Annotated in this window: 25 protein-coding genes and 1 pseudogene; 11 read left to right on the top strand and 15 right to left on the bottom strand. The window is 59.9% G+C overall.

From position 1 onward, the window contains the following. A partial coding sequence (cobD, locus tag JOZ76_RS22260) for a threonine-phosphate decarboxylase CobD (RefSeq protein ID WP_291701914.1) occupies positions 1 to 917 on the bottom strand: 917 nt, incomplete at its 3' end. Positions 918 to 929: 12 nt separating this feature from the next. Further along, positions 930 to 1,871 carry an adenosylcobinamide-phosphate synthase CbiB gene (gene cbiB, locus JOZ76_RS22265; RefSeq protein WP_291701916.1) on the bottom strand — a complete coding sequence of 314 codons (942 nt, stop codon included), beginning with the start codon at positions 1,869 to 1,871 and terminating at the stop codon, positions 930 to 932. Positions 1,872 to 1,990: 119 nt separating this feature from the next. Here cbiB and cobU point away from each other — a divergent pair, with 119 nt between their 5' ends. Beyond that, entirely contained in the window at positions 1,991 to 2,494 is a 504-nt protein-coding gene (cobU, locus tag JOZ76_RS22270) for a bifunctional adenosylcobinamide kinase/adenosylcobinamide-phosphate guanylyltransferase (RefSeq protein WP_291701918.1), read from the top strand. A 10-nt stretch (positions 2,495 to 2,504) separates the two neighbouring features. Here the strand turns inward: cobU and JOZ76_RS22275 are convergent, their stop codons facing one another. The 3 genes from JOZ76_RS22275 to JOZ76_RS22285 are packed head-to-tail and all read right to left on the bottom strand — an operon-like array spanning position 2,505 to position 4,688. Beyond that, entirely contained in the window at positions 2,505 to 3,071 is a 567-nt protein-coding gene (locus JOZ76_RS22275; protein WP_291701920.1) for a histidine phosphatase family protein, read from the bottom strand. Between the two features lie 2 nt (positions 3,072 to 3,073). After that, positions 3,074 to 3,835, bottom strand: coding sequence for an adenosylcobinamide-GDP ribazoletransferase (cobS, locus tag JOZ76_RS22280; RefSeq protein WP_291701922.1), 762 nt, complete (start codon positions 3,833 to 3,835; stop codon positions 3,074 to 3,076). 49 nt (positions 3,836 to 3,884) lie between these two features. Further along, positions 3,885 to 4,688 (bottom strand): shikimate dehydrogenase family protein, encoded by an 804-nt coding sequence (locus JOZ76_RS22285; protein ID WP_291701924.1) that lies wholly within the window; start codon positions 4,686 to 4,688, stop codon positions 3,885 to 3,887. A gap of 113 nt (positions 4,689 to 4,801) precedes the next feature. On the opposite strand from JOZ76_RS22285, the gene JOZ76_RS22290 reads away from it, so the two are divergent. Both JOZ76_RS22290 and JOZ76_RS22295 read left to right on the top strand, forming a co-directional pair. Beyond that, positions 4,802 to 5,017 (top strand): hypothetical protein, encoded by a 216-nt coding sequence (locus JOZ76_RS22290; protein ID WP_291701926.1) that lies wholly within the window; start codon positions 4,802 to 4,804, stop codon positions 5,015 to 5,017. A 200-nt stretch (positions 5,018 to 5,217) separates the two neighbouring features. Beyond that, positions 5,218 to 5,448: a hypothetical protein gene (locus JOZ76_RS22295; protein WP_291701928.1), complete on the top strand. Its 231-nt coding sequence runs from the start codon at positions 5,218 to 5,220 to the stop codon at positions 5,446 to 5,448. A 2-nt stretch (positions 5,449 to 5,450) separates the two neighbouring features. Here the strand turns inward: JOZ76_RS22295 and JOZ76_RS22300 are convergent, their stop codons facing one another. The 3 genes and pseudogenes from JOZ76_RS22300 to JOZ76_RS22310 all read right to left on the bottom strand — a co-directional run. Further along, entirely contained in the window at positions 5,451 to 5,663 is a 213-nt protein-coding gene (locus JOZ76_RS22300; RefSeq protein ID WP_291701930.1) for a hypothetical protein, read from the bottom strand. Between the two features lie 105 nt (positions 5,664 to 5,768). After that, positions 5,769 to 6,050, bottom strand: a complete 282-nt coding sequence (locus JOZ76_RS22305; RefSeq protein ID WP_291701932.1) for a hypothetical protein — start codon at positions 6,048 to 6,050, stop codon at positions 5,769 to 5,771. 269 nt (positions 6,051 to 6,319) lie between these two features. Further along, positions 6,320 to 6,844 (bottom strand): annotated as a pseudogene (locus JOZ76_RS22310) (EAL domain-containing protein); the annotation flags it as partial. Positions 6,845 to 7,621: 777 nt separating this feature from the next. Between JOZ76_RS22310 and JOZ76_RS22315 the strand changes: the two are divergent. The 3 genes from JOZ76_RS22315 to JOZ76_RS22325 are packed head-to-tail and all read left to right on the top strand — an operon-like array spanning position 7,622 to position 10,906. Beyond that, entirely contained in the window at positions 7,622 to 8,722 is a 1,101-nt protein-coding gene (locus JOZ76_RS22315) for a DegT/DnrJ/EryC1/StrS family aminotransferase (protein WP_291702024.1), read from the top strand. Positions 8,723 to 8,769: 47 nt separating this feature from the next. Continuing rightward, on the top strand, positions 8,770 to 9,735 hold the full coding sequence (locus JOZ76_RS22320; RefSeq protein ID WP_291702026.1) for an NAD-dependent epimerase/dehydratase family protein: 966 nt from the start codon (positions 8,770 to 8,772) through the stop codon (positions 9,733 to 9,735). Between the two features lie 31 nt (positions 9,736 to 9,766). Beyond that, positions 9,767 to 10,906 carry a DegT/DnrJ/EryC1/StrS family aminotransferase gene (locus JOZ76_RS22325; RefSeq protein ID WP_291701934.1) on the top strand — a complete coding sequence of 380 codons (1,140 nt, stop codon included), beginning with the start codon at positions 9,767 to 9,769 and terminating at the stop codon, positions 10,904 to 10,906. Here JOZ76_RS22325 and JOZ76_RS22330 read toward each other — a convergent pair. Together JOZ76_RS22330 and JOZ76_RS22335 are read right to left on the bottom strand one after the other, a co-directional pair. Beyond that, positions 10,903 to 11,952, bottom strand: coding sequence for a Gfo/Idh/MocA family protein (locus JOZ76_RS22330; RefSeq protein ID WP_291702028.1), 1,050 nt, complete (start codon positions 11,950 to 11,952; stop codon positions 10,903 to 10,905). The two genes, JOZ76_RS22325 and JOZ76_RS22330, sit on opposite strands and share 4 nt — an antisense overlap. A gap of 67 nt (positions 11,953 to 12,019) precedes the next feature. Next, positions 12,020 to 12,502 (bottom strand): acyltransferase, encoded by a 483-nt coding sequence (locus JOZ76_RS22335; RefSeq protein ID WP_291701937.1) that lies wholly within the window; start codon positions 12,500 to 12,502, stop codon positions 12,020 to 12,022. Positions 12,503 to 13,344: 842 nt separating this feature from the next. Here JOZ76_RS22335 and JOZ76_RS22340 point away from each other — a divergent pair. From JOZ76_RS22340 to JOZ76_RS22355, 4 genes are all read left to right on the top strand, one after another. Further along, positions 13,345 to 14,811 (top strand): lipopolysaccharide biosynthesis protein, encoded by a 1,467-nt coding sequence (locus JOZ76_RS22340; protein WP_291701939.1) that lies wholly within the window; start codon positions 13,345 to 13,347, stop codon positions 14,809 to 14,811. After that, entirely contained in the window at positions 14,811 to 15,749 is a 939-nt protein-coding gene (locus JOZ76_RS22345; protein ID WP_291701941.1) for a glycosyltransferase family 2 protein, read from the top strand. Before JOZ76_RS22340 ends, JOZ76_RS22345 begins: the two co-directional genes overlap by 1 nt. Continuing rightward, entirely contained in the window at positions 15,746 to 17,311 is a 1,566-nt protein-coding gene (locus JOZ76_RS22350) for an O-antigen ligase family protein (RefSeq protein ID WP_291701943.1), read from the top strand. The genes JOZ76_RS22345 and JOZ76_RS22350 overlap by 4 nt, the downstream gene beginning before the upstream one ends. A gap of 105 nt (positions 17,312 to 17,416) precedes the next feature. Continuing rightward, positions 17,417 to 18,172: a class I SAM-dependent methyltransferase gene (locus JOZ76_RS22355; protein WP_291701945.1), complete on the top strand. Its 756-nt coding sequence runs from the start codon at positions 17,417 to 17,419 to the stop codon at positions 18,170 to 18,172. Between the two features lie 49 nt (positions 18,173 to 18,221). Here the strand turns inward: JOZ76_RS22355 and JOZ76_RS22360 are convergent, their stop codons facing one another. Continuing rightward, positions 18,222 to 19,196 (bottom strand): glycoside hydrolase family 16 protein, encoded by a 975-nt coding sequence (locus JOZ76_RS22360; RefSeq protein WP_291701947.1) that lies wholly within the window; start codon positions 19,194 to 19,196, stop codon positions 18,222 to 18,224. A gap of 459 nt (positions 19,197 to 19,655) precedes the next feature. Here JOZ76_RS22360 and JOZ76_RS22365 point away from each other — a divergent pair, with 459 nt between their 5' ends. Next, positions 19,656 to 20,798 (top strand): glycosyltransferase family 4 protein, encoded by a 1,143-nt coding sequence (locus tag JOZ76_RS22365; protein WP_291701949.1) that lies wholly within the window; start codon positions 19,656 to 19,658, stop codon positions 20,796 to 20,798. A gap of 14 nt (positions 20,799 to 20,812) precedes the next feature. On the opposite strand, the gene JOZ76_RS22370 is transcribed toward JOZ76_RS22365, so the two are convergent. The 4 genes from JOZ76_RS22370 to JOZ76_RS22385 all read right to left on the bottom strand — a co-directional run bounded on the left by JOZ76_RS22370 (position 20,813) and on the right by JOZ76_RS22385 (position 25,287). Continuing rightward, complete coding sequence (locus tag JOZ76_RS22370) at positions 20,813 to 21,751, bottom strand: glycosyltransferase family 2 protein (RefSeq protein WP_291701951.1); 939 nt, start codon at positions 21,749 to 21,751, stop codon at positions 20,813 to 20,815. Positions 21,752 to 22,127: 376 nt separating this feature from the next. After that, positions 22,128 to 23,108 (bottom strand): glycosyltransferase family 2 protein, encoded by a 981-nt coding sequence (locus tag JOZ76_RS22375; protein ID WP_441300074.1) that lies wholly within the window; start codon positions 23,106 to 23,108, stop codon positions 22,128 to 22,130. Between the two features lie 66 nt (positions 23,109 to 23,174). Then, complete coding sequence (locus JOZ76_RS22380; protein ID WP_291701955.1) at positions 23,175 to 24,200, bottom strand: glycosyltransferase family 2 protein; 1,026 nt, start codon at positions 24,198 to 24,200, stop codon at positions 23,175 to 23,177. Continuing rightward, positions 24,187 to 25,287, bottom strand: a complete 1,101-nt coding sequence (locus JOZ76_RS22385) for a glycosyl transferase family 1 (protein WP_291701957.1) — start codon at positions 25,285 to 25,287, stop codon at positions 24,187 to 24,189. Before JOZ76_RS22385 ends, JOZ76_RS22380 begins: the two co-directional genes overlap by 14 nt. Between the last annotated feature and the right edge of the window lie 172 nt (positions 25,288 to 25,459).

Consider the following 25,459-nt stretch of genomic DNA (forward strand, 5'->3'; position numbering starts at 1 on the left):
GGCAAACCCAGGCGCAACCAGCCCGGCCGGTCCCTGAAGATGCGCGACCAGATTTTTGCGCGCGCCAGCCGTTCCTGCGCGGCGGCGGCATCGCCGACTTCATAGAGCCGGAACAACGGCGTTCCGCCCACCAGTCTCCAGCCGGCGTTCTGCGCCATGCCGTCGAGCCGCGGCACCTCCTCGGCAAGGCGCGCTGACGTCGCCTCCGCCCATGCGCGGTCCATGAGCGCCTGCTGGCCGATCGCGATCGCCGGACCCGAGACCGGCCAAGGACCGGCCAAACGCGCGAGAGCGGCGACGTCTGCTTCAGGGCCAAGCACGAAACCGAGACGCAGGCCGGCGAGTCCGTAAAACTTGCCGAGCGACCGCAAGATCAAAAGGCTCGAACGGCCCGCTTGCGGCGCAAGCGACAGGCCGGGCACCGCATCCGCAAAGCTTTCATCGACGACGAGATGGCCGACCTGCGGCAGCAGCGCGAGCAGCGCCACCGGATCGTGAACGCGCCCATCGGGATTGTTCGGATTGGCGATGATGGCGAGGTCGGCGCCGGCGAGCCCGTCGAGATCGGCAACGTCCCGGACATTCCAGCCGGCCGCCCGCAACACCTCCGCATATTCATGGTAGGTGGGTGAAAGAATCCGTGCGTCGCCGCGGACAAGCCAATGCGGCAGCAATTGAATGGCCGCTTGCGCGCCTGGCAGCGCCAGGACTTTTGCCGGCGTGGCATAGGCCTGGCGTGCGGCGTCTTGCAGTCTTTCGATATCTGAGCGCGACGGCAACGCCGTCCAATGCCGCAAGGCAAGCTCGGGCACCGGATAAGGGCTTCGGTTGATGCCGGTGGAGAGGTCGATCCAATCATCCGGCCGGCCACCAAAGCGCCGCATCGCCTGATCCAGATTGCCGCCGTGGTCCAACATGGCCTCTGTTAATCAGGCGAGCGCGACGATGACAAGCAGGCCTGTCAGCACGATCATCGCGCGGACATAGATCTCGAGCCCGAGCGCGACATCGAGCGCGCCCGGATCGCGCGCGTCCCGGTTCAGCCATGGCTCCTCCGCGAGGCGGCCGCGATAGGCCCGTGGTCCCGAAAGACGCACGCCGAGCGCGCCCGCCATGGCCGCTTCCGGCCAGCCGGCATTGATAGAGCGATGCTGCCGCGCATCCAGCATCATGCAGGACATGGCCTCCGATCGTCGTGCCGCAACGAGCGCAAACAGCAAGCCCGTGAGGCGCGCCGGGATAAGATTGACGATGTCGTCGATCCGCGCCGCAGCCCAGCCGAATGATTGGTGGCGCGCGGTGCGATGGCCGATCATGGAATCCAGCGTGTTGACGGCCTTGTAACTGAAGATGCCGGGCAGACCAAACAGCGCGCCCCAAAGCACCGGTGCCACCACGCCATCCGACGCGTTCTCAGCAAGGCTCTCGATCGCCGCACGCGCCACACCGGCTTTGTCAAGCAGCGCCGGATCGCGCCCGACAATTTTGGCGACCGCCAATCGCGCCGCGTCGAGGTCGCCTGCTTTGAGCGGCTGCGCGACGGCGGCGACGTGATCGTAGAGCGAGCGGAGCGCTAGCAACGGCCAGGCGATGATGCCGACGAGCACGAGGCGCGCCCAGCTGGCATCGATCGCCGATTGCACCGCCCAGCCTACGCCGGCCGCGAGCGCGATCACGGCCCCTGCCGCCGCGACGCCGATTGCGCGCCGCTGAAGCGGCGGATCGGTCTCGCGATTGCAGCGCGCGTCGAGCGCAGTGATGAGCCGGCCGAGCCAGGTGACGGGATGGCCGAAGCGCACGAACAGGGCGTCCGGCCAGCCCAGCACGCTATCCACCGCCATCGCCACCGCGAGCGCGTCCGCAAAGCCCACGCATCCTCTCCTGTTTGCCGCTTCCCTGATGCGCAAGAATGGGCCGTCAGCGCAAGAGGCGATTTTGCTTTGTCACCATAGGCGATAGATGGTTATTGGGGGTTCGAGGACGGACGAGCATGACCATCATCCTGATCACCGGAGGTGCCCGGTCGGGCAAGAGCGTGCGCGCGGAAGCCCGCGCGGCAGCCTTTGCAGGCCAGCCGATCTATCTTGCGACCGCGGAGGCGCTCGATGCCGAGATGAGCGAGCGCATCGCGCAGCATCGAGCGCGGCGCGGCCCGGACTGGATCGCGCGCGACGTTCCGCTGGAGCTCGCGCAGGCGCTGATCGAGACGGATGGCCGCGGCGCCCGGCTGATCGACTGCCTGACGCTGTGGCTGTCCAACCTCATGCATGCCGAGCGCGACGTCACTCAGGAGTTATCGCGGCTCGCGGCGACGCTCGCGGGCCAGAGAAGCCCGGTCGTGCTCGTGACCAACGAGGTCGGGCTCGGCATCGTGCCGGACAATGCGCTGGCGCGCCGCTTTCGCGACGCGGCGGGCGTGATGAACCAGACGATCGCCGGCGTTGCCGACGAGGTTGAGTTCGTCGTGGCCGGATTGCCGATGCGGCTGAAATAGCCTCGCAGTCTCACGCGCGATTGACCGCAACGATCCGCCAGCCGCCATCCAGGCGGTCGAGCCGGGTCAGCGACCAAGGATCGATCACGAAACCCAAAGCGGCCTCAGCGGCGATATCCAGCGCGATTGCAAGCGCGGCTCGAATCGTCCCGCCATGCGCGACGATGATGACGTCACCCGCCGACAGCGCATCGATCGCACCGCGCACGCGCGCGATCTGCTCGACAAACGTCTCGCCGCCGGGCGGCCGGCTGGTTGCAGGTGCGCGCCAGAAATCGTCATAGGTGGCGCCGAACGCGCGCCGGAGTTCGTCATGGCTGCGGCCGGTCCACGCTCCAAAGTCCTGCTCGTTGAAAGCCGGCTCGACGCGCGGCTCGAGACCGAGCGAGCGCGCGGTCTGTTGCGCGCGCCGCGCCGATGAGGTGATCGCAGAACGGTTGGCGGGGAGCTGCGCGCCAAGCTGCGACAGGGCCGCGACATCGCTGATATCAGCCGGCGCCTGGAGATCGTGTAGCAAGCCGGGCGGTCCCGAAACAGGCGCATGGCGGATCAGCCAGAGATGCGTTTCCAGCGCCACGTTCAGGCCTGCGTGGAGAGCAGCGCCAGCAGGGCCACCTCACCGACCTGCTCCGCCGCACCGAGAACGTCCCCGGTCTGGCCGCCGATCTGCCGCTGTGCCAGAACGGCAAGGCAGAACGAGGCGGCCGCCACGACCAGCATGGCCCTGATGGCCGCACCGAACGGCAGGCAGAGCAGCGCGATGACGGCCGCCATGAAGCAGGACGCAACGGCCGTCCTTGCGTCCGGCTGTCCGGCCGCGACAGCAAGCCCGTCATCGCGGGCGTAAGCCATGCGCGCCGCGATCACCGCGAGCGGCGCGCGCGACAGCGCATGAATGACGATCATGTCGAGCAAGATGTCGCTGCGCGGCAGCACGGCCAGTGTTCCAACCTTGACGGCAAAGGCGACCAGAAGGGACAGCGCGCCAAACGTGCCGAGCCGGCTGTCGCGCATGATCTCGAGTTTTCCCGCCTTGTCCCGGCCGCCGCCAAAGCCGTCCGCGACATCGGAAAGCCCGTCTTCGTGAATCGCCCCCGTGAGCAGCATGCCCGCGCCAAGCGCGAGCGCAGCGGCCGGCATCGGCGAGAGCCCTGCTCGCAGCAGCAGGAGATCGGCGCACGCGATCACCGCGCCGATCAGCGCGCCGATCAGCGGAAAGGCGCGATAGGCGCGTGCGAGACCGGATGAGGTCAACCCGGCGCGGCTCGGCACCGGCAGACGGGTAAGGAACGCCATCGCGTTCTGGAGGTCGTCAAGCCACTGGCTGATGATCGGGTTCATGCCGTGCCATTTACGGAAAGCGTGCGGACGACACCAGTAAAACATGCGCTTATTGCGACGCCCCGCCTTCGAAAAAATCCGCCATCAGGCCGATATTGCTCTCGAACATGCCGATGCCGGTCTGGATGGCACATCCTCTCTCCCGCGCGGCCGCAAGCAGCGGCGTGATCTCCGGCACCGTGATGACGTCGCCGACAAAGGTCGCCGCATCGAGGCGGGCAATGTCGAGCGGTAACGGATCATCCGCCCTCATGCCCATCGGCGTGGCGTTCACCAGAAGATCGACGTTCGACGCATCACCGGTCGTCTGCCCGATCCGGTCGCCAAACCTGTCAGCGAGCTTTGCGAGCAGCGCAGCGCGCCTGTCGGTATCGATGTCGTGAATGGCAAGCTTCGCCACACCACGATCGAGCAGAGACAAGGCGATCGCGCTGCCGGCACCGCCCGCGCCGATCAGAAGCGCGCGGGCGCCTTGCATGCGACATCCAACGCGCGCAGCCGCATCCGTAAAACCCTCGCCATCGAGCATGTCGCCATGCCAGCTCCCATCCGCATTGCGACGCGCGACATTGGCGGCACCGAGAAACCCCGCGCGATCCGACAGCGTCGAGCAATGCGATGCGAGCGCGAACTTATGCGGCACCGTCGCGATCAGCCCGTCGACATTGCGCGCACGCGATAGCACGGACAAGCCCGCGCCGACATCGGCCGTTGTGAGTTGCAACGGGACCACGATCCAATCCCGGCCGCGCTTGCCAAACTCGCGCGTCAGCCCACCAGGTGCTTTCACCTGCGCGATCGGATCGCCGATGATGACATGGAGCCGCGTCGCGCCGCTGTAGCTGTCGAGCATCACAGAACCAGAATCAACCAACCGGTAAATTACGGAACCGACAACGTCTCAAGCTGGCACAAACCCTGCAAGAGTGAAACCAACGGGTATTCTCCCGAGCAATGAAGGCACCCATGCTTGTTACTCTCGTCGCTATTCTCTGCAACGGCCAGCTCTGCATGGAGAAGGTCGTCACCAACAGTGAGCAGTCCGGTATTACGATGGCATCCTGCGCAATGAATGGGCAGATCGGGATTGCGGACTGGCTCGCACACGGGCCCTACCACGACTGGAGGCTGGAGCGCTACAAATGCATCGCCGGGCAATATTTGCCGAAGCGGGACGTTTAACTCACCGCGACAGCGCCCCTGCCCCGGACGCCTTGAGGCTCCCGCCCCGCGCAATTTGCGAGCGGACTGCGCGCCAGACGAGGCTCTGGGAGACGCGGTCGTTTACTCCATCTTCAGCATCTTGCCGATGCTGCGAGGCGCGTTTACCGCATTTGAACCGGACGCTGGGCTTAATCGCCTGCGGCAACCCGGCAAGCGCCATGGCAGCGAGAGTGACCATCCCGATCGACAATGATCACGCGCGCGCGATCTGCGATGAGATCGGCGAGCGCCTGCGCATTTGGCTCAAGCGCGACATGCCGACCCGTCTCCCGCCGCGCTTTCAGCAACTGATCGAGCAGCTGGCCGCGACCGACCACGACGTGGCACCGTCGATCGTACCGTCGCTCGACGACATTTCGGACAGCGTGGCTCCAACGCCCGCAAGCTGAGCTCACCAGCCGGTAAAGCGCGGATCCGGTCCCTCGTGGATCTCTTTCAGATAAGCACGCGCGTATTCTGCCAGTCGCAGTGGATCGCGTTGGCCGGCCGAGATGAGGCTGTCGATGTAGCGGGCCACCCTCTCGCGCGAGACTGCAACTTGCGCGGCGTCCATGGCGTCGGTCAACTCGTAGCTCTTGAAAGCCTGCTCGATGACTTCTCTCATCGAAACTCCAACGCTGCGCTGCACTCGACGCATTGCAGCATCGAAATTCGGGAGCGTCAAGGCTGGTGGGGTCGCAGCTAATTACCTCTCGCAACTTAGGATGAATCAGGCTGGCCCCTCGGACAGCTCAAACTCCTGCTGGCGCGCCGCCACCACATCCGCCAGCACGCTCCCGCATCGTTTGCGATCGGCTTTGCCGTACCTCACACCCTTGACGGCCCAATTGGCCGCATCGGGCCATGGCGGGACGACCCGCTCGACGAGAACAGCCACCAATCCCTCGCATTCCGGATGGCTGGCTCTGACCGCGTCGGCAAGCGCCTGCTCCAATTCGACGCGTGTCATCGCCTTGCGCGGTTTCGACTTGTCCTTGCTCTTCGCGTTCATCGCGTCCTGCGTGGCGTTGGAAGCGGGGTGCCATGCTACCTTCCGACCGGCTAAACCAGGCAATTGTTACGGAAAGCCGCGTGACCAGGCCGAAATAAGCTCTCGAGACACGACAGGATATCCGCCGCGGGCGAGCCTCGCAAGCTGGCGCCAAACAAGCCGCCTGATGTTCGCGGAGCAGCGTTTGCCATCCGACAGCGTTCCGCTAGCCGGCTTTTGCGACGATTGCGCGCTGCGCCAGGGTGGCCGCAATTTCGGAGTGCGGGAGCTGGCGGCGAGTAGAAATAGCCCTGCACCAGGACGCCTCCAAGCTCCTTGAGCGTGGCCATCTCCGCCCCGGTCTCGACTCCCTCGACGATGCAGTCGATCTTCATGTCGCCGCTGAGCGCGAGCAGCGACTTGACGATCTTGTAGCTCGCCGGTTTCTCGTGCAGGTCCGTGACGAAATCGCGATCGACGTTGATCTTGGTGAGCGGCAGCGCATGAAGCCGCGACAGGCTGGAATATCCCGTCCCGCAATCATCCAGCGAGATTCCGCAACCGAGATTCCTGAGCATGGGGATTGATTCCTGCAGCTGGCCAAAATCGCGCGTGAAGGCCGTTTCGGTAATCTCAAGCTCGAGGCGCCGAGCCTCGAAGCCGCTCTTCTCGATCGTGGCAACCACGGCGAGAACACCCTCGGACGAGGTGAGATCATAGCCCGAGAGATTGAACGACAGGCGCAGCCCGGCGGGCCAGCCCCGGGCTACCAACAATGCCTTTTCTAGTAACGGGCGCGTCAGCCGGCTGGTGATCATCCTATTTAGCCTGGTGATCTGGCCACCACTGCGCCCACCGCGTCTTTCAGATGATCGGGGATCCTGCCTTTGTGCTGAGTGAGAAGCAGAGAATCCAGCGGCTGATCATTCGCGTGAGCCCGCCCACGGCTGCCACTTCTGTGGCGACGTGCAACACGCTTTGATAGGAGCGCGCCCGAAATTCCCGACCTCCTCGCCTGAGGCGATCTGGCGTTCGACACCCATTCAAGACACGTTCAAGCCGGGGGCTGGCGAATATTCCGCAATGCGCGTGCGCCGCTATGGTTGAAGCGGTAGCGACATAGAACGCCGCCATATCGAGTTCATGATTTGCGTAGGCCGCCTCGGCGCGCTGGACCTCCGCCTCAAATCGAGCAAAGCTTGCTAGAAGTCGCGCGGCCGAATTGGATAACCCTCACGCTCCCCTCTGAACTCTTCGATTTTGTCACAGGACACTGACCAGCCGCTTGCTTGCGCCATTCTCGGTTACAAAAATTGACAAGAAATCCTATCCTTGCTGGCGACCTTGTCTACTCGGATTATGCTTAATTGGAGATGTTCGTTGCGTGCCTCATGGCACACGGATAGGTTAGTCGTTCTGATCGGTTAGCCTTTTTGCTGAAGCGGGTCCCCCACAATCCGGCTCGCTTTCGTTCGTAGTCTAGGAAGTGCGGCCTTCAGACCGGTTCTGACGAAGCGGTCCAGGCGGGTCATGTGGACCAGTTCAGGTTATATGAGCTTAAGACGGCAAACGCATTTGAGTTGGAGCTGATGATAATTCCTTTTGTTGACTTGAAAGTGCAGTACAAGGCCATCCAATCTGAGATTGATACCGCGATCAACTCCGTGTTGGATTCCTGCCAGTTCACGCTCGGAACGGAAGTCGTCGAGTTCGAGAAGGAGTTCGCGACGTACTCAGGTAGTGTCCACGGCGTTGGTGTAAACACCGGGACAAGCGCTTTGCACCTTGCGCTGTTGTCGGCCGGCATCGGCCCCGGCGACGAGGTCATCAGCGTTCCATTTACGTTCGTCGCGACGGCGGCGGCCATCCACTACACCGGCGCGAAGACAGTATTCGTTGATATTGACCCGGTCACTTACTGCCTCGATCCTGCACTCCTCGAAGCAGCGATCACCCCGCGCACAAAGGCCATCATACCGGTTCACCTGTATGGGCAGGCTGCCGATATGGACCCGATCTTGGCGGTCGCGCGAAAGCATAACTTGGTCGTAGTCGAAGACGCGTGTCAGGCGCACGGGGCCGAATACAAGGGGCGCCGCGTTGGAAGCATCGGCGACATCGGCTGCTTTAGCTTCTATCCTGGCAAGAACCTTGGCGCCTACGGGGAAGGGGGCATGGCGGTCACCGGGAATGCGACATTCGGTCGCTCGCTGCGCATGCTGCGCGACTGGGGGGCCGAAAAGAAATACGAGCACGTATTGAAGGGATACAACTACCGCCTCGAGACGATCCAGGGCGCCATCCTCCGCGTCAAGCTGCGCCATCTGGATGGCTGGACCGAAGCGAGACGGCAAGCTGCGAAGAGGTATGCGGCGTTGCTTGCCGAAACCGGCATCCCGTTGCCGCAGGAGGCGTCCTACGCCCGGCACGTCTATCACATCTACGCGATCAGAGCGCCGAATCGTGATGCGCTTCATGCACGGCTCCTGGCTAAGGGCATTCAGAGCGGAATTCACTATCCCCACCCGATTCATCTTTTGCCCGCCTACGCCGATCTTGGCTACAAGCGCGGTCAATTCCCGGCTGCAGAGCAAGCCGCAGCGGAAGTTCTTTCGCTCCCGATGTATCCGGAGCTTACCCAGTCTGCTCAAGAAGCGGTAGCGGCCGCCGTCATCGAAAACTACCAAAAATAGCGCTACCCTTCATCTTCATGCTTAAGTAGGGATAAACAATAATGGAAATCGAAGGCGCTCGAATTCTTGTGACTGGCGGTTGCGGCCTGATCGGCTCGACAACGATCGATCTCCTGCTACGCGAGCATAATCCCGAGCAGATCGTCATTTTGGATAATCTGAGCCGGGGCACGACGCGAAATGTCGAGGAGGCGCTGAAGGATCGGCGCGTGAAGCTGATCGAAGGAGACATTCGCGACGTCCCGACGGTGCATGCGGTCACGCGGGGCATGGACGCGGTCATCCACATGGCGACCTTGAGAATAACTGCCTGCGCTGCGGAGCCGCGTGAAGCCCTTGGCGTGATGTGCGACGGGAGCTTCAACGTGTTAGAGGCGGCCCACGCGGCCGGTGTTCGGAAAGTCGTCACCGCATCGACAGCGTCCATCTACGGACTTGCCGATACCTTTCCGACCCGAGAAGAACATCATCCCTACAATAACCGCACATGGTACGGAGCCTCCAAAATCATGCTGGAGGGCCTGCTTCGCTCGTTCAACGACATGTACGGCTTGCCTTACGTCGTGCTACGCTATTTCAACGTTTACGGCCCGCGCATGGACACTCACGGCAAGTATACCGAAGTGTTGATCCGTTGGATGGATCGTATCGCCAGCGGCCAGCGTCCCCTCATTCTCGGCGACGGCTCGACCACCATGGATTTCGTCTATATCGATGATGTTGCCCGGGCGAACATACTCGCACTGCAGAGCGGCGTGTCGGACGAGGCCTTCAACGTTGCAAGCGGGATCGAGACCAGTCTGAACGAACTCGCGGCGACATTGCTCGACGTCATGAACTCGAACCTCAAGCCGGAATACGGCCCCGAGCGAAAGGTGAATCCCGTTTCACGACGGCTCGCTGACACATCGAAGGCGGAAAAGCTGCTCGGCTTCCGGACGCGTGTCGGGCTAAGGGAAGGCTTAGAGCGACTCGTTACCTGGTGGCATGCCAATCGTGAACTGGTGAGCTAAGATCCGCGCTTTCATTCCTGAGGTTGCCGGCATGATACCGATCATCAAGCCCGTAATGGACGAACGGGAGGTTGAGGCTGCGCGACGCGTGATCTTGAGTGGCTGGATCACACAAGGGCCCGAAGTCGCGGCCTTTGAACGCGAATTCGCAGCGTTCACCGGGGCCGAGTTAGCCGTAGCCGTTTCGAACTGCACCACCGCTCTCCACCTGGCGCTCCTGGCGGCGGGAATTTCGCAGGGCGACGAGGTGATCACGGTCAGCCATTCCTATATCGCGACAGCCAACTCGATCCGATATTGTGGCGCGATACCGGTTTTCGTCGACATCGAACCGGAAACGTTCAATATCGATCCGACATTGATCGAGGCCGCGATCACGCCAAGAACTCGCGCGATCCTTTGCGTGCATCAGATGGGCATGCCCTGTGACCTTGGCCGAATCGTCGAGCTTGGCCGCCGGCATGGCCTGGTTGTGATCGAGGACGCCGCCTGCGCGATCGCCTCCGAGATCCTCATCGACGGCGAATGGGAAAAGATCGGCCGGCCGCGCGGCGACGTGGCGTGCTTTTCCTTCCATCCCAGAAAAATCATGAGTACTGGCGACGGTGGCATGCTCACGACTTCCAAGCCCGAGTGGGCGGCCAAGTTCCGCCTCCTCAGACAACATGGAATGAGCGTCCCCGACACGGTGCGCCATGGCTCGCCGCAGGTCATTTTCGAAGATCATCCTGTTGTAGGTTACAACTACAGAATGACCGATATTCAGGCCGCTGTGGGTCGGGAACAGCTGAAGCGTCTTCCGGTGATCGTCCAGGCGAGACGGCAGCGGGCCAGCCGCTATTTGGAACAGCTTGCAGCAATCCCGGGGCTTGGCTTGCCAGTCCAACCCTCCTATGCCCGCAGCAACTGGCAAAGTTTTTGCGTTCGTCTACCCGACGGTTGCCATCAGCGCCAGGTAATGCAGGCTATGCTCGATGAAGAGGTCTCAACCCGGCGCGGCATCATGTGCGCGCACAGGGAAAAAGCCTATTCTGGAATGCGGCACCTCCATTCGCTCGCAAGATCGGAAGAGGCCCAGAATCGAACCGTCATCCTGCCGCTCTATCCGCAAATGACCGATACCGATCAGGACCGCGTTGTGGACGCGCTGGCTAGGGCCTGCGGCCGCTAGCGAGACGCATATGTCAGCGGCTCGTCGGATTTGTGTCGGCGAATACGAACGGTTTCTCCCCGGCCACGCATCGAGCTTGTGGCGGCTTCGATCACTTCCACGATGCGGAGGCCAAGCCGGCCATCTGTGATGGGAGGTTCGCCCTTTGCGATACATTCCACGAAATGTTCGACAGCGACCCTCAATGCTTCGCTTCCGTCGAGTTTCGGCGCCCACATATCTCCTGTGCGATAGCCGACGCGCATCTCGTGTATCACCTTCGGATCATCGGTGAAGCTAATACCCTTGTCGTAGACCCTGACCTTCTCGCTAGGCTCTAGGTCATCGTATGTGATCATTCTCTTGCTTCCACCGACGAGAACCTTCCGAACCTTCACGGGCGCAAGCCAGCTGACGTTGGTGTGACCTATCGCGCCGGAATCGTAGAACAGCGTAATGTACGCAAGATTTTCCGGAGTCCCTGGAAAGTGGTTGATGCCGCTGGCAGAGACCGCTATCGGATGCTCATCCAAGAGATAGTCGAGAATCGCGAAATCGTGAACTGCAAGATCTGCGATCACGTTAACGTCGCGCTGAAACAGGCCGAGATTAACTCGCGTCGAGTCGTAATAGAGGATCTTCCCAAGATCTCCGCTCTTGATCAATTCACCCATCTTGCGGACCGCACCGGTGTAGATGAAGGTGTGATCCACGAACAGTGTGAGTGAACGCTTCTCCGCCTCCTCAACCAGCTTTTCTGCCTGGTGACTTGTTTCCGTCATCGGCTTTTCGAGCCACAAATGCTTTCCTGCCTTGAGGGCTGCCATACCGAATTCGAAATGGGTCGCAACTGGCGTTGCGACCACGATGGCTTCGATACTTTCGTCGGCGATGAGATCTTCGAAATGCGTTGTTGTTCTAATCGAAGGATATCGGCGCGAAACAGACTCAAGCTGCGCAGGCCTGAGATCTGCGACGGCGACCGTCCTGACGCCGGGCAATTCTGCAAAATTTCTCAGTAGATTGGGTCCCCAGTACCCGTAACCGATGAGGCCAATGTTCACCACTGCTTTCGATCCCAGTTTGTCTTCCATTTCCGTGCGCCTCGTGCAGCAATGAAGCAACAGAGGCCGTTCAAGCCGTTCTCTTCCGAGTGTCGCCAATGACGCGCGCAGGTACTCCTGCGACAATCGCATAGTCCGGGACGTCCTTGGTCACAACCGAACCGGCGGCGATCAGCGACCCTTCTCCGACGATAATGCCGCACAGGATGGTCGCGTTGGAGCCGATCGAGGCACGACGCCTGACGAGTGTTTTTTCAACGGACCAATCTGCTTCCGTCTGCGGCACGCCGTCCAGATTGGTCGCCTGCGGGAAACGATCATTGGTGAACATCACGCCGTGCCCGATGAAAACTTCGTCTTCAATTGTGACGCCTTCGCAGATGAAGCTGTGCGAGGAGAGCTTGCATCGCGCACCGATGGTGGCGTTCTTCTGAATCTCGACGAAAGAGCCAATCCGGCTTTCATCCCCGACGGTGCAGCCATAAAGATTGACTTGATCCTCATGGTAAATCCGCACATCTTTGCCAAGGCCCACCGTGCTCGCGATCGGCATAACACATTCTCCTGATAAGTTTACGCTGCGCTTAGAAAGCTGGTCAACCAAGGATGCCGGGCGCCGCCACGTCAACAGTAGCAGCCGCCCGAGCGGTTTTGGAAAATTCGCTGGCCTTTGCTTAACGCGCCGGTGCGACGTATTCGCGCAAAGGTGTGCGACTTGGTGTTTGAATGCCGGTCGTTAAGTAGTGGCAGCACGCCGGCGTGGCACCTACGACAGTTGGACGCCATCAGCCCGGGCGCCAAGGCATTGAACTCACCCGCCACGATCGCAAGTGACTCACGCTACGGTTCCCCGCGGGCGTGTCATCGCGGGCCTATCTGGCCGGCACCTATGGGTCATTGGGGGCGAAAGGCAATAGATGAACCAAAGTGCCGAGAAGAGAACAGCGATAGGGGTAGTCGTGTCGGCGGCCCTGCGCCCCCTGTCCAAGGCGGTATCGTGCCTGCTCGGCAAAAATGTCTGACGCCATGATCGCGGCAGCGATGAGCGTATCGATTTTATCGCCTCTACCGGTTTTCGAGTCTTCCTGCGGTACCATGATGCCTCACCAACCCGTGCGCCAACTGCTGAGAGGGCTGGCGCAGAGCGCATGACCGTTGGCGTTCCCGCATTCATTAAGAACAATGATAGTAACCGAAGTACAAGAAAAGGGCCTTGAGCTTTCCCGATTGTGCCGGGCACAACAACACTTGTTGTTTTTGCTTTCACCTCTGCCTTTACTATGAATTCACGATTATGTGCCGCAACTCTCTGAGCCCACCCTCTATGCTATGGGCTAGTGACCGAACTCGACTGCACGCCCGGGGACTGCGGCGCGCGATAGCAGGATCAGTATAGTGTCACTCCGCAGGATTGTGACTGGTACCGCACTCGTCTCATCGGCCAGCCTCACCCGCCTCCTCGCGCAGTTCATCGCCGTCCCGATTCTGTCGCGCCTGCTCACGTCCACCGACTACGGATTGGTCGCGATTGCATCGCCCCTCATACTCTTCTCAATGCTGATCACGGACGCGGGACTTGGCATGTCCCTCGTTCGCTCGACGCCGCTAAAGGACGAGACGGCGTGGTCGACAAGCTTCTGGGTGATCTTCTCCTTGGGCGGTGCAATAGTGCCGATCCTGGTCCTTCTTTCGCCGCTCGTGGCCTACACCTTCGGCGAACCGAAGCTCAAGCTAATTGTCACCACGCTGTCCTTAATCATCGCGGCACAGGCGGCCGCCGTAATTCCCGGCGCGGCGCTCCAGCAGGCCCGCCAGTTCTCAACTATTGCGGCTATCGAAATCAGTTCGACCGTTCTTGGTGTCGCTACGGCTGTCACCGCCGCATTCATGGGAGCCGGGGTCTGGGCCTTGGTTGCCCAACAGATTACCTTTTTCTTCACCCGGCTGTTAGTGACCTTCGTCTGCTCGCCATTCCGCCCGCGCTTGGTCTTCGATCTCGCCGCGATCAAACATCACCTGGTATTCGGCCGGGACGTTCTTAGTACCAACCTTATCGCTCAGCTGTCCGGATCGGTCGACAACCTTGCTCTCGGAGGTGTGCTGGGACCGACTTCGGTGGGCTTCTACACCATCGCCATGCAGTTCATTCGCCTGCCGACGATGGTCATCACCGGGCCGATGCAATACGTGCTCTATTCGCATTTGGCGACAGTCAAGGAGAACTTGCCGGCCATCCGGCGGACTTTCCTGCTCGCCACTCGCGTCCTCAGTGTCCTCGTGGTCCCGTCGATGAGCTTGGTGGCGGCCGCCCATCACTCGATCTTCAAGATCCTGCTCTCCGAAAAGTGGGCCCAATCGGGCACAATCTTCATGATCCTGGCGGCGGCTGGAGCGATCCAGGCAATGATGGCGCTCGGCGGTGACATCATGCTGGTGCTGGGCCGGCCTGATCTGAGGCTGCGGATGACGATCGAGTTCAGCCCCATCTGGCTCGGCGCGCTGCTGCTGTCGCTTTTGTTGTCCCACGATATCCATTGGGTGGCCGGAGCCTACACCTTCGCGGTCCTGCTTTATGTACCGCGCACGCTGAGCCTCGTGCTCTCTCTCCTTCAATGCCGGTTCGCGACATATCTCGAGACCTTGGTTGTGCCAGCTCTGATCACCCCGATCGCGATACTGGTCTACTCGGAGGTCAACAGAACCTTTGCACTTCAGAAGTTTGCCGACGTCGGGCTCTGCGCCCTCTTGGCTTTCGCGACGATGGTCGTCTGTGTCCTCGTTCAGCGACGTTCCTTCATCGACGAAAGCGCGCTGCTGTCTCTCCCGTTCGGATCGACTCCAGCCGTGCAAAAGCAGAGCTAATGAAAGTATCCGTCGTCATCTGCACCAAAGACCGAGCTCACGCGATCGTTCATTGCCTGCAATCGATCGACGCGGCTGCGCGGGCGGCCTCGCTGAGAGATGCCGAAATCGTGGTGGTTGACAATGCATCGATTGACGACACGGAGGCCGTTCTGCACAATTTCGCAGCCGACGCATCGATCCCGGTTCGGGTTGAATGTGAGCCTCGCACCGGCATCGCGATAGCAAAAAATCGAGGACTCCGAACAGCGCAAGGCGACATTCTCGTCCTCATCGACGATGATTGCCGCCTGCAGCGGGACTACTTCGTCGAGCTCGTGCACCTGCATGCGACGGATAAGGACCTCGCACTGCGTGGCGGCCGGGTCGAATTGGGGAACGCCGGGGACTTATCGCTGACGATCAAGACCGATACCACGCGAAACCAATGGCATATCAAGGACCGCTCCGCGCGATATGAGAACCTCGGGAACTGCTTTCTGGGCTGCAATCTTTTCGTGAGCCGGATGGTCTACGAACGACTTGGCCCGATGGACGAGCTGTTCGGGGTCGGGTCCATCCCGGCAGGAGAGGATACCGACTATATCTTTCGTGCCTATACCGCGGGCATCAAGCTCGAATACATGCCGAACATCGTAGTTTACCATCATCACGGCCGCCAAACTTCAGAGGCCGCCCAGCGACTCTGGCGGAGTTACATGATCGGCTCCGGCGCTCTCTACGCCAAGTATCTCTTCAAATGCCCCGATCTGTGCCGACAGGCGCCCTGGGATCTAAAGGGGTTCGTAAGAGAGACGCTCGCCCGCGAGAACCGGTTTCTGCCCGAATATGACTTTTCCTACGCGGATAAGATGCGTTGCTACGCAGCCGGCGCCTCTTCCTATCTCTCGGCCAACATGAGGGTTCAGGGGCAGAATCGCCGCTCATGCGGAGCGTGAGCTCGTTAACCGATCTGGCGTCAATCTGGCCCTGCTTTGTTCACGGACGGCGCAGCCTGGCGCGCAACCGCGTTCATCAAAACCTTCGAAACGGCCGCAACCTGCCGCTCGGCGTCTTGACGACACGTGATCAAAAATCGACAATGGACCCGCCCGATAACCAGCGGCCGTCAACCACCGATTCCGGTCACGCTGATGAATCGCAGCAGCGACAAATAAGGCCGCTGTCGCGCCAGACATCGGGGAGTCCACTGCCGGCGGTCTACGAAATGGTCTCTAGAGCACTATCGACACAAAATGCCAGATCAGATGCGCGCGCGCAGCGGTACGACCCTCTCGCTACCGGCGATTGGCGCGACATGAGCTCCCCGTCACTTGCCATTGCGGCCCATCAGACGGACTGGGAATACCGGGTCACCTGGCTGTTATGGCTTTGCTGCGCGCTTTCAAGCACACTCATTATTGTCGTCCAGACCATACCAGCTATCATCTTTCTGTGCGCGGTCCTGCTCTATTGCGCGCTGTTTCCGCTTCGCTTCTACCAGGCCCTGACCTGGAATATCATTCCGTGGGCCATCGTGTTGTTCGGAGCGCTCTCCGTCATCTGGTCCGAACAGCCGACGCAATCATTGCGCAGCGCGGCCCAAATTTGGGTATCGGTGCTTGCGGTCCTCATGTTCGCGCAAGGACTGCGTGCCGGATCGTTCATCCTCATTACCTTTTTCGCATTCGTCGGTGCGAACGCGACCTTTCTGTTCGCCCCTTCCGTGTTCGGTTCCAAGAACATGGTCGGTCAAACGCTTGCGCTGGTTGTGCTATCAAGCTTCTGGCTGATACTCGACCGACAGCATCTGCTCATTCGAGCCATTGCCCTCGCCGCTTTGCTGGCTGCGCCGAGCATGCTCATAGCAGCGGACTCGGAAGGCGCTTTGCTGGCGGGGAGCCTGGCTCTCGTTTGTTCCCTCGCTCCCTTTCTGATGCGACCGTTTCGACCAGCCACGCGAATATTTCTGGCCTGCGTTGGCGCGTTTGTTGCCAGCGTAATCATATTGGCTTCGTTCCTGCTGTTCGATGGCCTGTTTGAGACGATCCTACAATCAATCGGGAAAGACGTCAGCCTTACCGGCCGTACGCTTCTATGGTCTCACGCGGCTGAAATCATTGCCGATCACCCGCTTGGTGTCGGCCTCCAGGCATTTTGGAACGAAAGCAATGCCGACGCGATACGGTTCTGGGAAACTTTCTACATCAATAATCACTACGGTTTTCATTTTCACGATCTGTGGCTCGAAACAGGGGTGGAGCTGGGCGTGATCGGAATTGTGATCGCCGCCGCCACGACGCTTGTCGTGTTCTTCAGCGTCTGGCGGTGGGCACTATGGTATCCTGCACCGGAAAGCTGCTTTTTTGCCGGATATGTGACGTTCATCCTGGCGCGTACAATTGGCGAGGTCGAGCTTTACAGCCAGTTCAATATGACCTCGATGATGTTCATCGCAGCTTTTTACTATGCTCGCTCGCCATCCCGACAGCAAGCTGACAACAGGGGCGGCCATGGCTAGAACAAGAAGTCAGATCGAACCGCCCGCCGGGAAACTAGCGTTCTGAACTTAACGGCCTGAGCGCTACATCATGTCCTTTTGAGAGAATTTTAGTGAGAGGCCGATATGAGCCACCAACCGCGTATCGAGCGAGAACGTGATTTTCACAATCAACGTTTCGGAGCGGAGCACGACATTCGCGAACCGTTGAACAAGTGGTACGGCGCACTTGCCGCCGGCACACAGGCTCAAAACGATCTCGTGCGGCAATATGGGCGCGGCGCGAACGTCTTGGAGTACGGCTGCTCAGACGGCGTCATCTCCCTCGTCAACGATCGACTCGCTCAGGAGACGGCTCATTTTCATGGGATCGACATATCCGATAAGGCCATTGAAAAGGCGCGGCAGATTTGCACCTCGCTAGGGTTGAGCAATTGTGACTTCGCGGTGATGAACGCCGAAGCCCTGACGTTTCCGGACAATGAATTCGACCTGGTGTTCGGTCGCGGCATTCTCCACCATCTCGACCTGAACAAATGCTTTTCTGAAATCTTTCGGGTGCTCCGCCCTGGCGGTAAAGCAATTTTTAGCGAGCCATTGGGGCATAATCCAGCGCTCAACCTCTTTCGGAAGATGACGCCTCAGTATCGCACGGAAGACGAGCATCCTCTCGTCATGAGCGATCTAGAAATTGCCCGCGGCGTTTTTCGCGATATTGAGTGCAAATTTTTCGGGTTGACAACGCTCGCCGCAGTTCCCTTCAAAACAACCCTCATCGGTCCAACTATGATGAAGCTGTGCGAGCGCGCAGACGACCTGTTGCTTCAAGTTCCTTTTGTCCAGCGCCACGCTTGGTCTGTGCTCATTGTTCTTACCAAGTGAGCGGCCTCGAACACCAACGCTTCTCCGACCGGCGCAAGAGCCGTGGCGGTTAGCGACCAACGTACTGAGGCCTTTGCCAAACCCTGATGTAGGCGACCTGCATCGTGGCGGGAAAATGCGTCGAGCTATCAGGTGCGCCGCCCCAGCCGTTTTCCTTGCCGACGCCGACGTTTGCCACGATGTAACAGGGCTTGTGCAGATCGGGTGGCGTGGGCCGCGAGTAGACGAGCTTTCGGTCGAAATACCAGTCAATCTTTTCCGGTCCCCAATCGACAGCGTATTCGTGGAAGGCGGCGCTCAAGTCGAGATGGGTGTCCGTACCCAATCCATACGCCGTTTCCCTATGGGGAATGTTCGTATGAAGGCTCGTGTACAACGTGCTCGGCTCCACACCAATCACTTCCATCACATCGATTTCGGGGGGCCAGCTCTTGTCCGCCGGCAATAGCCAGAATGCCGGCCAGAGTCCCTTGCCCAACGGGAGTTTCGCAGAGATGGCGAAGATGCCGTATTTTTGCGCGAAGGGATAGCTGTTGATGGTCGCGCCGATATACTCCTTTGGGTCCTCCTTGCCGACGGTTCGGGCAAGTTCGGCGGGCATTTCCTGCACTGTGAGATTCAGCGTTCCCGACCACGTGAGCGGAACGAGCTTGCCTTCCATCTGGCGCATCATATCGCCATTGGGACTGGCGTCTGCTAAGCCGTTCGACGTCCAAGCCGGGAAATCCTTCGCGGGTGGCGGCCATAGCACCGGCTGCCCCGCCAAATGATGGTTCCAGATATACCCGGCCGCCCAGGAAAATGATGGATCATTGAACGGCAGGACCGGCGCATCGACCTGCACGCCCCCTTCTCTCCAAACAGGCGGCGAACCGAAGTGCTGGTCAAGCATTTCCAGAGTGTTGGCGAACGACAGCTCACTACCGAGCACTGAGCCCGTTTCCAATACAGGCCGTTCCCCTGAGAATGCCGTGGCGACTTGACAGACTGAACACACGGCTGCCAGCACGCTCAAAAATCTCATATGACGCCTCCGCCAGGACTTCCGCGGAAACCAGCCGCGCCAGGGTGCGACCCAAGAGAGACAACAAGGCACAGTTAAACGACGATCATCCATCTCAGCAAAGTGAAAAACGCGTGACGAGGCAATAGGGCTCTCCATTGGAGGCCAACCGTTGGGCAACAATGCGGCCGTTGACCCGATCTCCGCGTTGATCAACCGCAACCGTTTCGTGCGGGCTGTTTGGTCTGCAGCCGAGCCGGCTCTGTGACACTCGTCACGAACGGTCGCCCCCGGCTCGTCGCCGCGCGGACGCGCTTACCTTTTTACCGAACCTGACGCGGAAAAGCGATGCAGCCAACGTCGCGGCAACGGGGTTGAGCAAGAGCCACGCGAACAGCTCCGCTTTGACGAGCAAATCTTGCCAATGCAATAATGCGGGGTGGCTTTTCAACCGGTAGACTAGTTAGCATGAGACATGCATTGAATATATTGGCGCCGACCCGTTATCCGTGGCTGTTCAACTCACCCAAGCATTCCACGCACAACATCTCCATTCGAAACTTCCTGCCCCTCAATTACATTCATACATCAATCGAAGGCGCAACGATTTTCAGCCCGTTTCCGCTTCGCAGATTCGATCTCATACATGCCTTCAACCGCATTCCTATTGGCGTGACGCCCTTCGTGATCGGCTACGAGTCGCATCTCCCTCGCGTCTTCGGCCGCGAAGATTGGAAGATCTTTGCAATCCTTTCGAGAATGCTTGCCGGCCAGAGATGCCGGAAGATCGTGGCAATCTCGGAGATTGCCCGCCGCCAATTCCTGCACCAGCATGCCGGCAGGCCGTGGCTTGACGATATTGCCCCCAAACTCACCGTTCGCTATCCTAATATCCTCATTCCCCCTGAGGCAGATGGTTTCGACCCGTCACAACCGGAAACCATCAAGCTGGTCTTCGTAGGCAATCACTTTTTACGCAAAGGCGGTCTCGTTGCCGTGCGCGCCGCTCAGCTCGCGCACGAACTTGGCTTTCCGCTCAAGGTCGACATCGTTTCCGGGCTCGACGTGGGGGCCGGCTCATGGATAGGTCCGTCGCGCCCGGAATTCTTCGAGGCATATCGTCGGCTTATCGACACGCTTCCCAACGTCACGTCGCATGGCTCGTTGCCAAACCCCGCCGTCCTGGAATTGATCAGGCAATCGCATTTTCTTCTTCTGACGACTTTCAGCGATACCTTTGGTTACAGCGCAATCGAAGCAATGGCGCGCTACACCCCCGTTATTGCGACGAACATAGGGGCGCTGCCGGAATTCATTGAAGATCAGGTCAACGGCATCTTGCTCTCTCTGGACAGGAACGAGATGGGAGAATGGAAGTATGAGGGGAACACCGAGAGGCACCTTCCTTGGTACGAGGCGATGTTTCGCGACGAAGTCGAGCGGCTTGCCGGCGAGCTCCTCGAGAAAGTTCAAGCCTGCGTCAAGAACCAGTCAACCTATCGCAGCATGCGAGCGAAGGCCCGTGCCACCGCAGAAGCACTCTTCGCCCCTGGCGATGCGGAACGGTTCTGGGATGACCTGTATCGCGAGGCTGTGGGTCGTCGGCCCCAAGCCGGCGAGTAACTTCGCGCGCACTCTTATGACAGTCCGAGTGACCTCTTGCTCCTGATCATGAGCTGCTCCAAGAGACAGCGCATCAGATAGACGGACGTAGTCCAGCGAAGGAAAAAAGGCGCGAGAAAGGCCGCTAAGCTTCGCGCTTTTACGGCGTCAATCACATTGAGCCATTGCACGCGCGCATCGATGGATTCGAAGTGCTTGCGCGCAAGCCTCTTGTCCAGCTTCGACAGGGTCGGCAACGTCTGAAGTGACCTGGCGCTATCGCGCAGGCACTCCAGATCGTGCTTCGAGTGCTTGCCGCTAAGCGAATCCGCCCGAATGACCGAAACATATGTGCGGGCCGGAATGACCCTGAAAACGGCCCCGGCACCTAGCGCTCTGGCGTAGAGTGCGAAATCCTCTCCCAAGCGCAACTGTTCCGGATACCGCAGCTGGTTCGTGTCCAAGAACGACCTGCGCATGATGGGCTTGAGAAAACCGAATTCCTTCCTGAGGCGGCCCCCCCTGCTGATGTTGTTCGCAACGAAGATCGCAAAGTCGAGGGTCATGACGGTGTCATGACCGATGAGGGCATCGCCGAACAGGTCAGGATCCTGACCCTGCTTCACCTGGATCTGATCGTCCGCGACGAAGTCAGCTCCCTCGGAAGCATCAAGAAGCGCCTTTATCCGGCCAGGACAAAAATAGTCGTCCGCATCCAGGACCGCGACCCAAGGCGCACTGGATAATTCCAGGCCGCGGTTGCGCGCGACCGACGGCCCCTTGTTTTGACCCAATCGCTGAAGAACAATCCGGGCCCCGATCCTGTCTTTGATAGCTTCGACCACCGCATACGTGCCGTCGGTGGATCCATCATCGATGACGATGACCTGGCTGACATGATCGTCCGACAATGCCGACTGCACCGCTCTTTCGATCGTGGCGGCTCCGTTCCACGTCGCGATCACGACGTCCACATATGCCGACCCGCACGATTGGGATAAATTGGTGATCACGAGCCTCGAATTCCCGAACAAGCCGCGCTCTCTCTCCGGCCGCGCAGATATCCACTGCTCCAATCGAGCAGCAGGACCTTTCAACGGGCGGAATTTCTATCCGTGCTCGACTTCGGCCGCTACGATATTCCGTGTCGGCCGCTCGAATGGACAGTCCAGCTTTGTTTTCAACGTCCTAGTTCCAAATACCCTGGCCTTCCATGGTTAACACGAGAGCGGGACATCGTCACAAGAACTCGTCGACAATGATACCGGCGGGATGGTCCCTGCCCGGGCCACACCGCCGCAGGCCATGCCGCATGACGGATCGAAATCAGCGCTCTCTGACACGTGCTCATCAGTTCTGCAACCGCCGTTCCGTGGCGTGCTCGTGCTGATCCGAAATGGTTCGCGGCCCGAAGACCTTCGGGCCGGAGCGGAGACGTTTGAAAAACTGCCCGAGCGAAAGCCTCAGCAGCCAGGCCGCGGCGGGATCGGCTGCGGCCAACGTTGCCGCTTTCATCAGTTGTCGTGACTTGATGGCTTCGACCAGTTCCTCAAAAGCGAGTGCCCGCCGGATCGAGCGTTCACGCGCGCGGAACAGGGGCTGCAGAGAGGCCTGGGGCCATCGCTCTGCCCAACCTTTCTCGGCTTCGAGAATGCCCTCGAGCGCCTTGGGGTTGAGGCGATGCGAAATCGAGCCGCTGTGCCTGCGGTAGAAATAGCCGGCGTAGGTTATGGTGAGAAAAGCCGCCCCGGCCATGAGGAGCTGAAATACGAAATTGTAGTCCTCCGCAATTGTCAACCGTTCGTCATAACGCAGGTTCTGCTTGTCGATGATCGATGCCCGAAACAAGGGTTTGAGATACCCGAGAGCCGGCCCCTTCCCGTAGAAATTGTTGGTTGCCAGATAATCCTCGGGAGCAACCCAGTATGAGGCCTCCGACCATCGCCCACCCAGCAACGACTGTGAAGGTGCCCGGTAGTCGGTATCGAAAAACAGCAGGTCGTCGGCCACGATGTCGGCGTTGCTCTTCACGCCTTCTTCGATTAACCGCGAGAGCCGATCGGGATGCATGACATCGTCGCTGTCCAGGACGCCGATCCACCGGCCTCTGGCGACCTCGAGAGCCCGGTTGCGAGCTGCCGCAGGACCGCCGTTCACGCTGGACTCGATGAGGCGAATTCGGCTGTCTTTGGCGCTCAGTGCCTTCACGATCTGAACGCTGGAGTCGCTCGACGCATCGTCCGAGACGATGATTTCGATAGTCCGAAGGCTCTGGTTGCATGCCGAGCGGACGGCATCGGCAAGAAATTGCTCGCCGTTGTAGTTCGCCACGATGACACTGACGTCGACTACAGGCGATCCGTTGTTAAGCCGCCCTATCATTGATCCATACCAATCTTACGTGATGGCGCTCTGGGCGTCGCGGCTCGATCGCCGCCCCCCGGCGCGCAGCGCCTGTGAAATGAACCCAAATGAAAACCCAAGGTGCATCAGCAGCGCTGCCGCTCCTGCGCCACAGGCGCACCTGCTCCTGTTGCGAACGCCGAGCGCAAGCCCATACGAGATGCCGGCAATCGCCCAGAGCATGGCAGGGATTGCCAACAACGGAGTCAAAGGCCACAGCAGCGACATGGCGACGGCCGGGCCGACCAAAACTGGAAGGACCTGCCGCAGCTTCGGCTTGGTGCGATGCTTCAAGATCGTCATCGCCCGACCGCGTCCAAAATTCCTGTACTGATTGAAAAGCGAGGCCGGGCTCTTTCTCGGGTAATAGGTGATCTCGGCGCCGGCGCACAGATAGATCCGAAATCCAGCAGCGATGAGCCTGCGGTCGAGCTCGGCGTCCTCGTTGTGCGAGAACGACTCATCATATCCTCCCACCGAGCGGAACGCGTTCACGTCCATCAGCGCATGATGCCCATGATCGACGTACCCGCCCTGCGCAAGCCTGCGGTGCACCGAGCCTCCATTGCCCAACTTCGAATTCTGCGCGGCCGCGGCGGCGACCTGAAAGCAGGTAACCCCCTTGGCGATCATGCTAACAACGACCGCTTCGGCCCCCGTCATCTGCTGAGCCGCGAGCAACCTCTTGCAGAATCCGGGGGGATAGTCCGCGTGTGCGTCGGCTCGAATGATGAAGCGCGCCAGGTGCCCATATTGCTCGACAGCCCTGTTCAAGGCGCTGCTCTGGATTCGCCGGTTGTTACGCAGCAGGACGACCCGGTTGTCGCGGAGCGCGCATTGCTCCACGATCTTGACCGTCCGGTCCGTGCTGCCGCCATCCGAAACCACGATCTTCCGCACCGCGTCATAGGGCTCCGCCATGAAGTGAGCGAGCGTCTTCTCGATATGCTCCTCTTCATTGAGACAAGGAACCACGACAACGACACCATCCGGCGAGCGAGCGGCCTCAAATGTTGACATGTTCGACATCCGGCTCGAACGAAACCTTGGGCTTCTCGAGTGCTTCGAGCAGCCGCTGGCAGCTTTCCCTCCCGTCGGCCAATTCGGTCAGTGGTACGCTTCGTAGAGCGCCGGCCAGCTCTCGATAGCGCTGATCAGTCAGCGTCTCAAGGAAATTGCGCAACGCCAGTTCAGGCTGACCTTCGAGGATCACCCCGATTTTCCTTTGCCCAAGCCAGCATGCTGTTTCAACGCCCTCGACGGCAATCGGAACCGCCCCAAAAAATGAACTCTCGTAAACGCGATTGGGGAGCAACCAGGTGGAATTCGCTCCCTGTTCGAAGAAGTCCACCGCCCAACTGAAATGCACATCGCTATAAAGCGGTGCCAAGTCGTCAGGCCGATAAGGTCCGGTATACCTGACATGCGGAGACGCGCCGACGAGCGCTTCGAAATCCGGAAATTCCTTTGGAGACGGACGGCCGGCGATCCTGACCTGGAGGCTGCCGCCCGCATCCCGCGCCGCCGATCTAAGAATTTCGAAACTTCGACGGCACCTTATCATGCCGAACCAGCCGATTTTCCAGGGCGGCCCGACTGGCTGCGAAGACCAGCTCGGAGGGCCGATGCCAGGGTTGGAAAGGAGGACCTTGTTCTCGACAATTCTTATGGGACGGTTGAACTTTCTTGGCCCAAAATATTCGGAGATGAAGCGCGGTGAACTGGTCAATATCAGGTCCACCTTGCGCATCAGACCAGACTCGATCGATCGCAGCAGGCCTCCCGCCAGACCCTTGCCCAGCAATATTCGATGGATGTCGAGGCACTCGAATACCAAGCTGGCACCGGGGACGTAACGACGACGGGCTTCTACGGCCAGAAGCAACATTTCCAGGTTTCGTGCGAGCACCACTCGGCAGCCGCGCACAGCCTTCCGGAGCCGCCTCAGCCGCATCGCCGCCAAGGCAATCGAGCCGACCCTTGCAAGCAATGCACCGTCCCTGGTCGGGCCGAGATCAATCGTCTCGCAGCCCTCAACGTTGGTCATTGGCGCTGCGGTTCGCCTGAACCCGATGACGACGATCTGGGCCGATGCGATCTTCAGCATCCGCAGCCGTCGATGTACGGCGGGATCTGAAAGATCATGTACCAAATATGCGATCTTCAGTTTAGCACTCCCGCGCCAGGGAACTTGAGATCATGCACTTCACTATAACATTTCATAAGGAGCCATGCAGGATTTTGCGTAAATGGCGCCTATCGATCGACTAAAGGGCTCA

The organism is Bradyrhizobium sp. (genome assembly GCF_019244115.1).
Classification (GTDB): Bacteria; Pseudomonadota; Alphaproteobacteria; order Rhizobiales; family Xanthobacteraceae; genus Bradyrhizobium.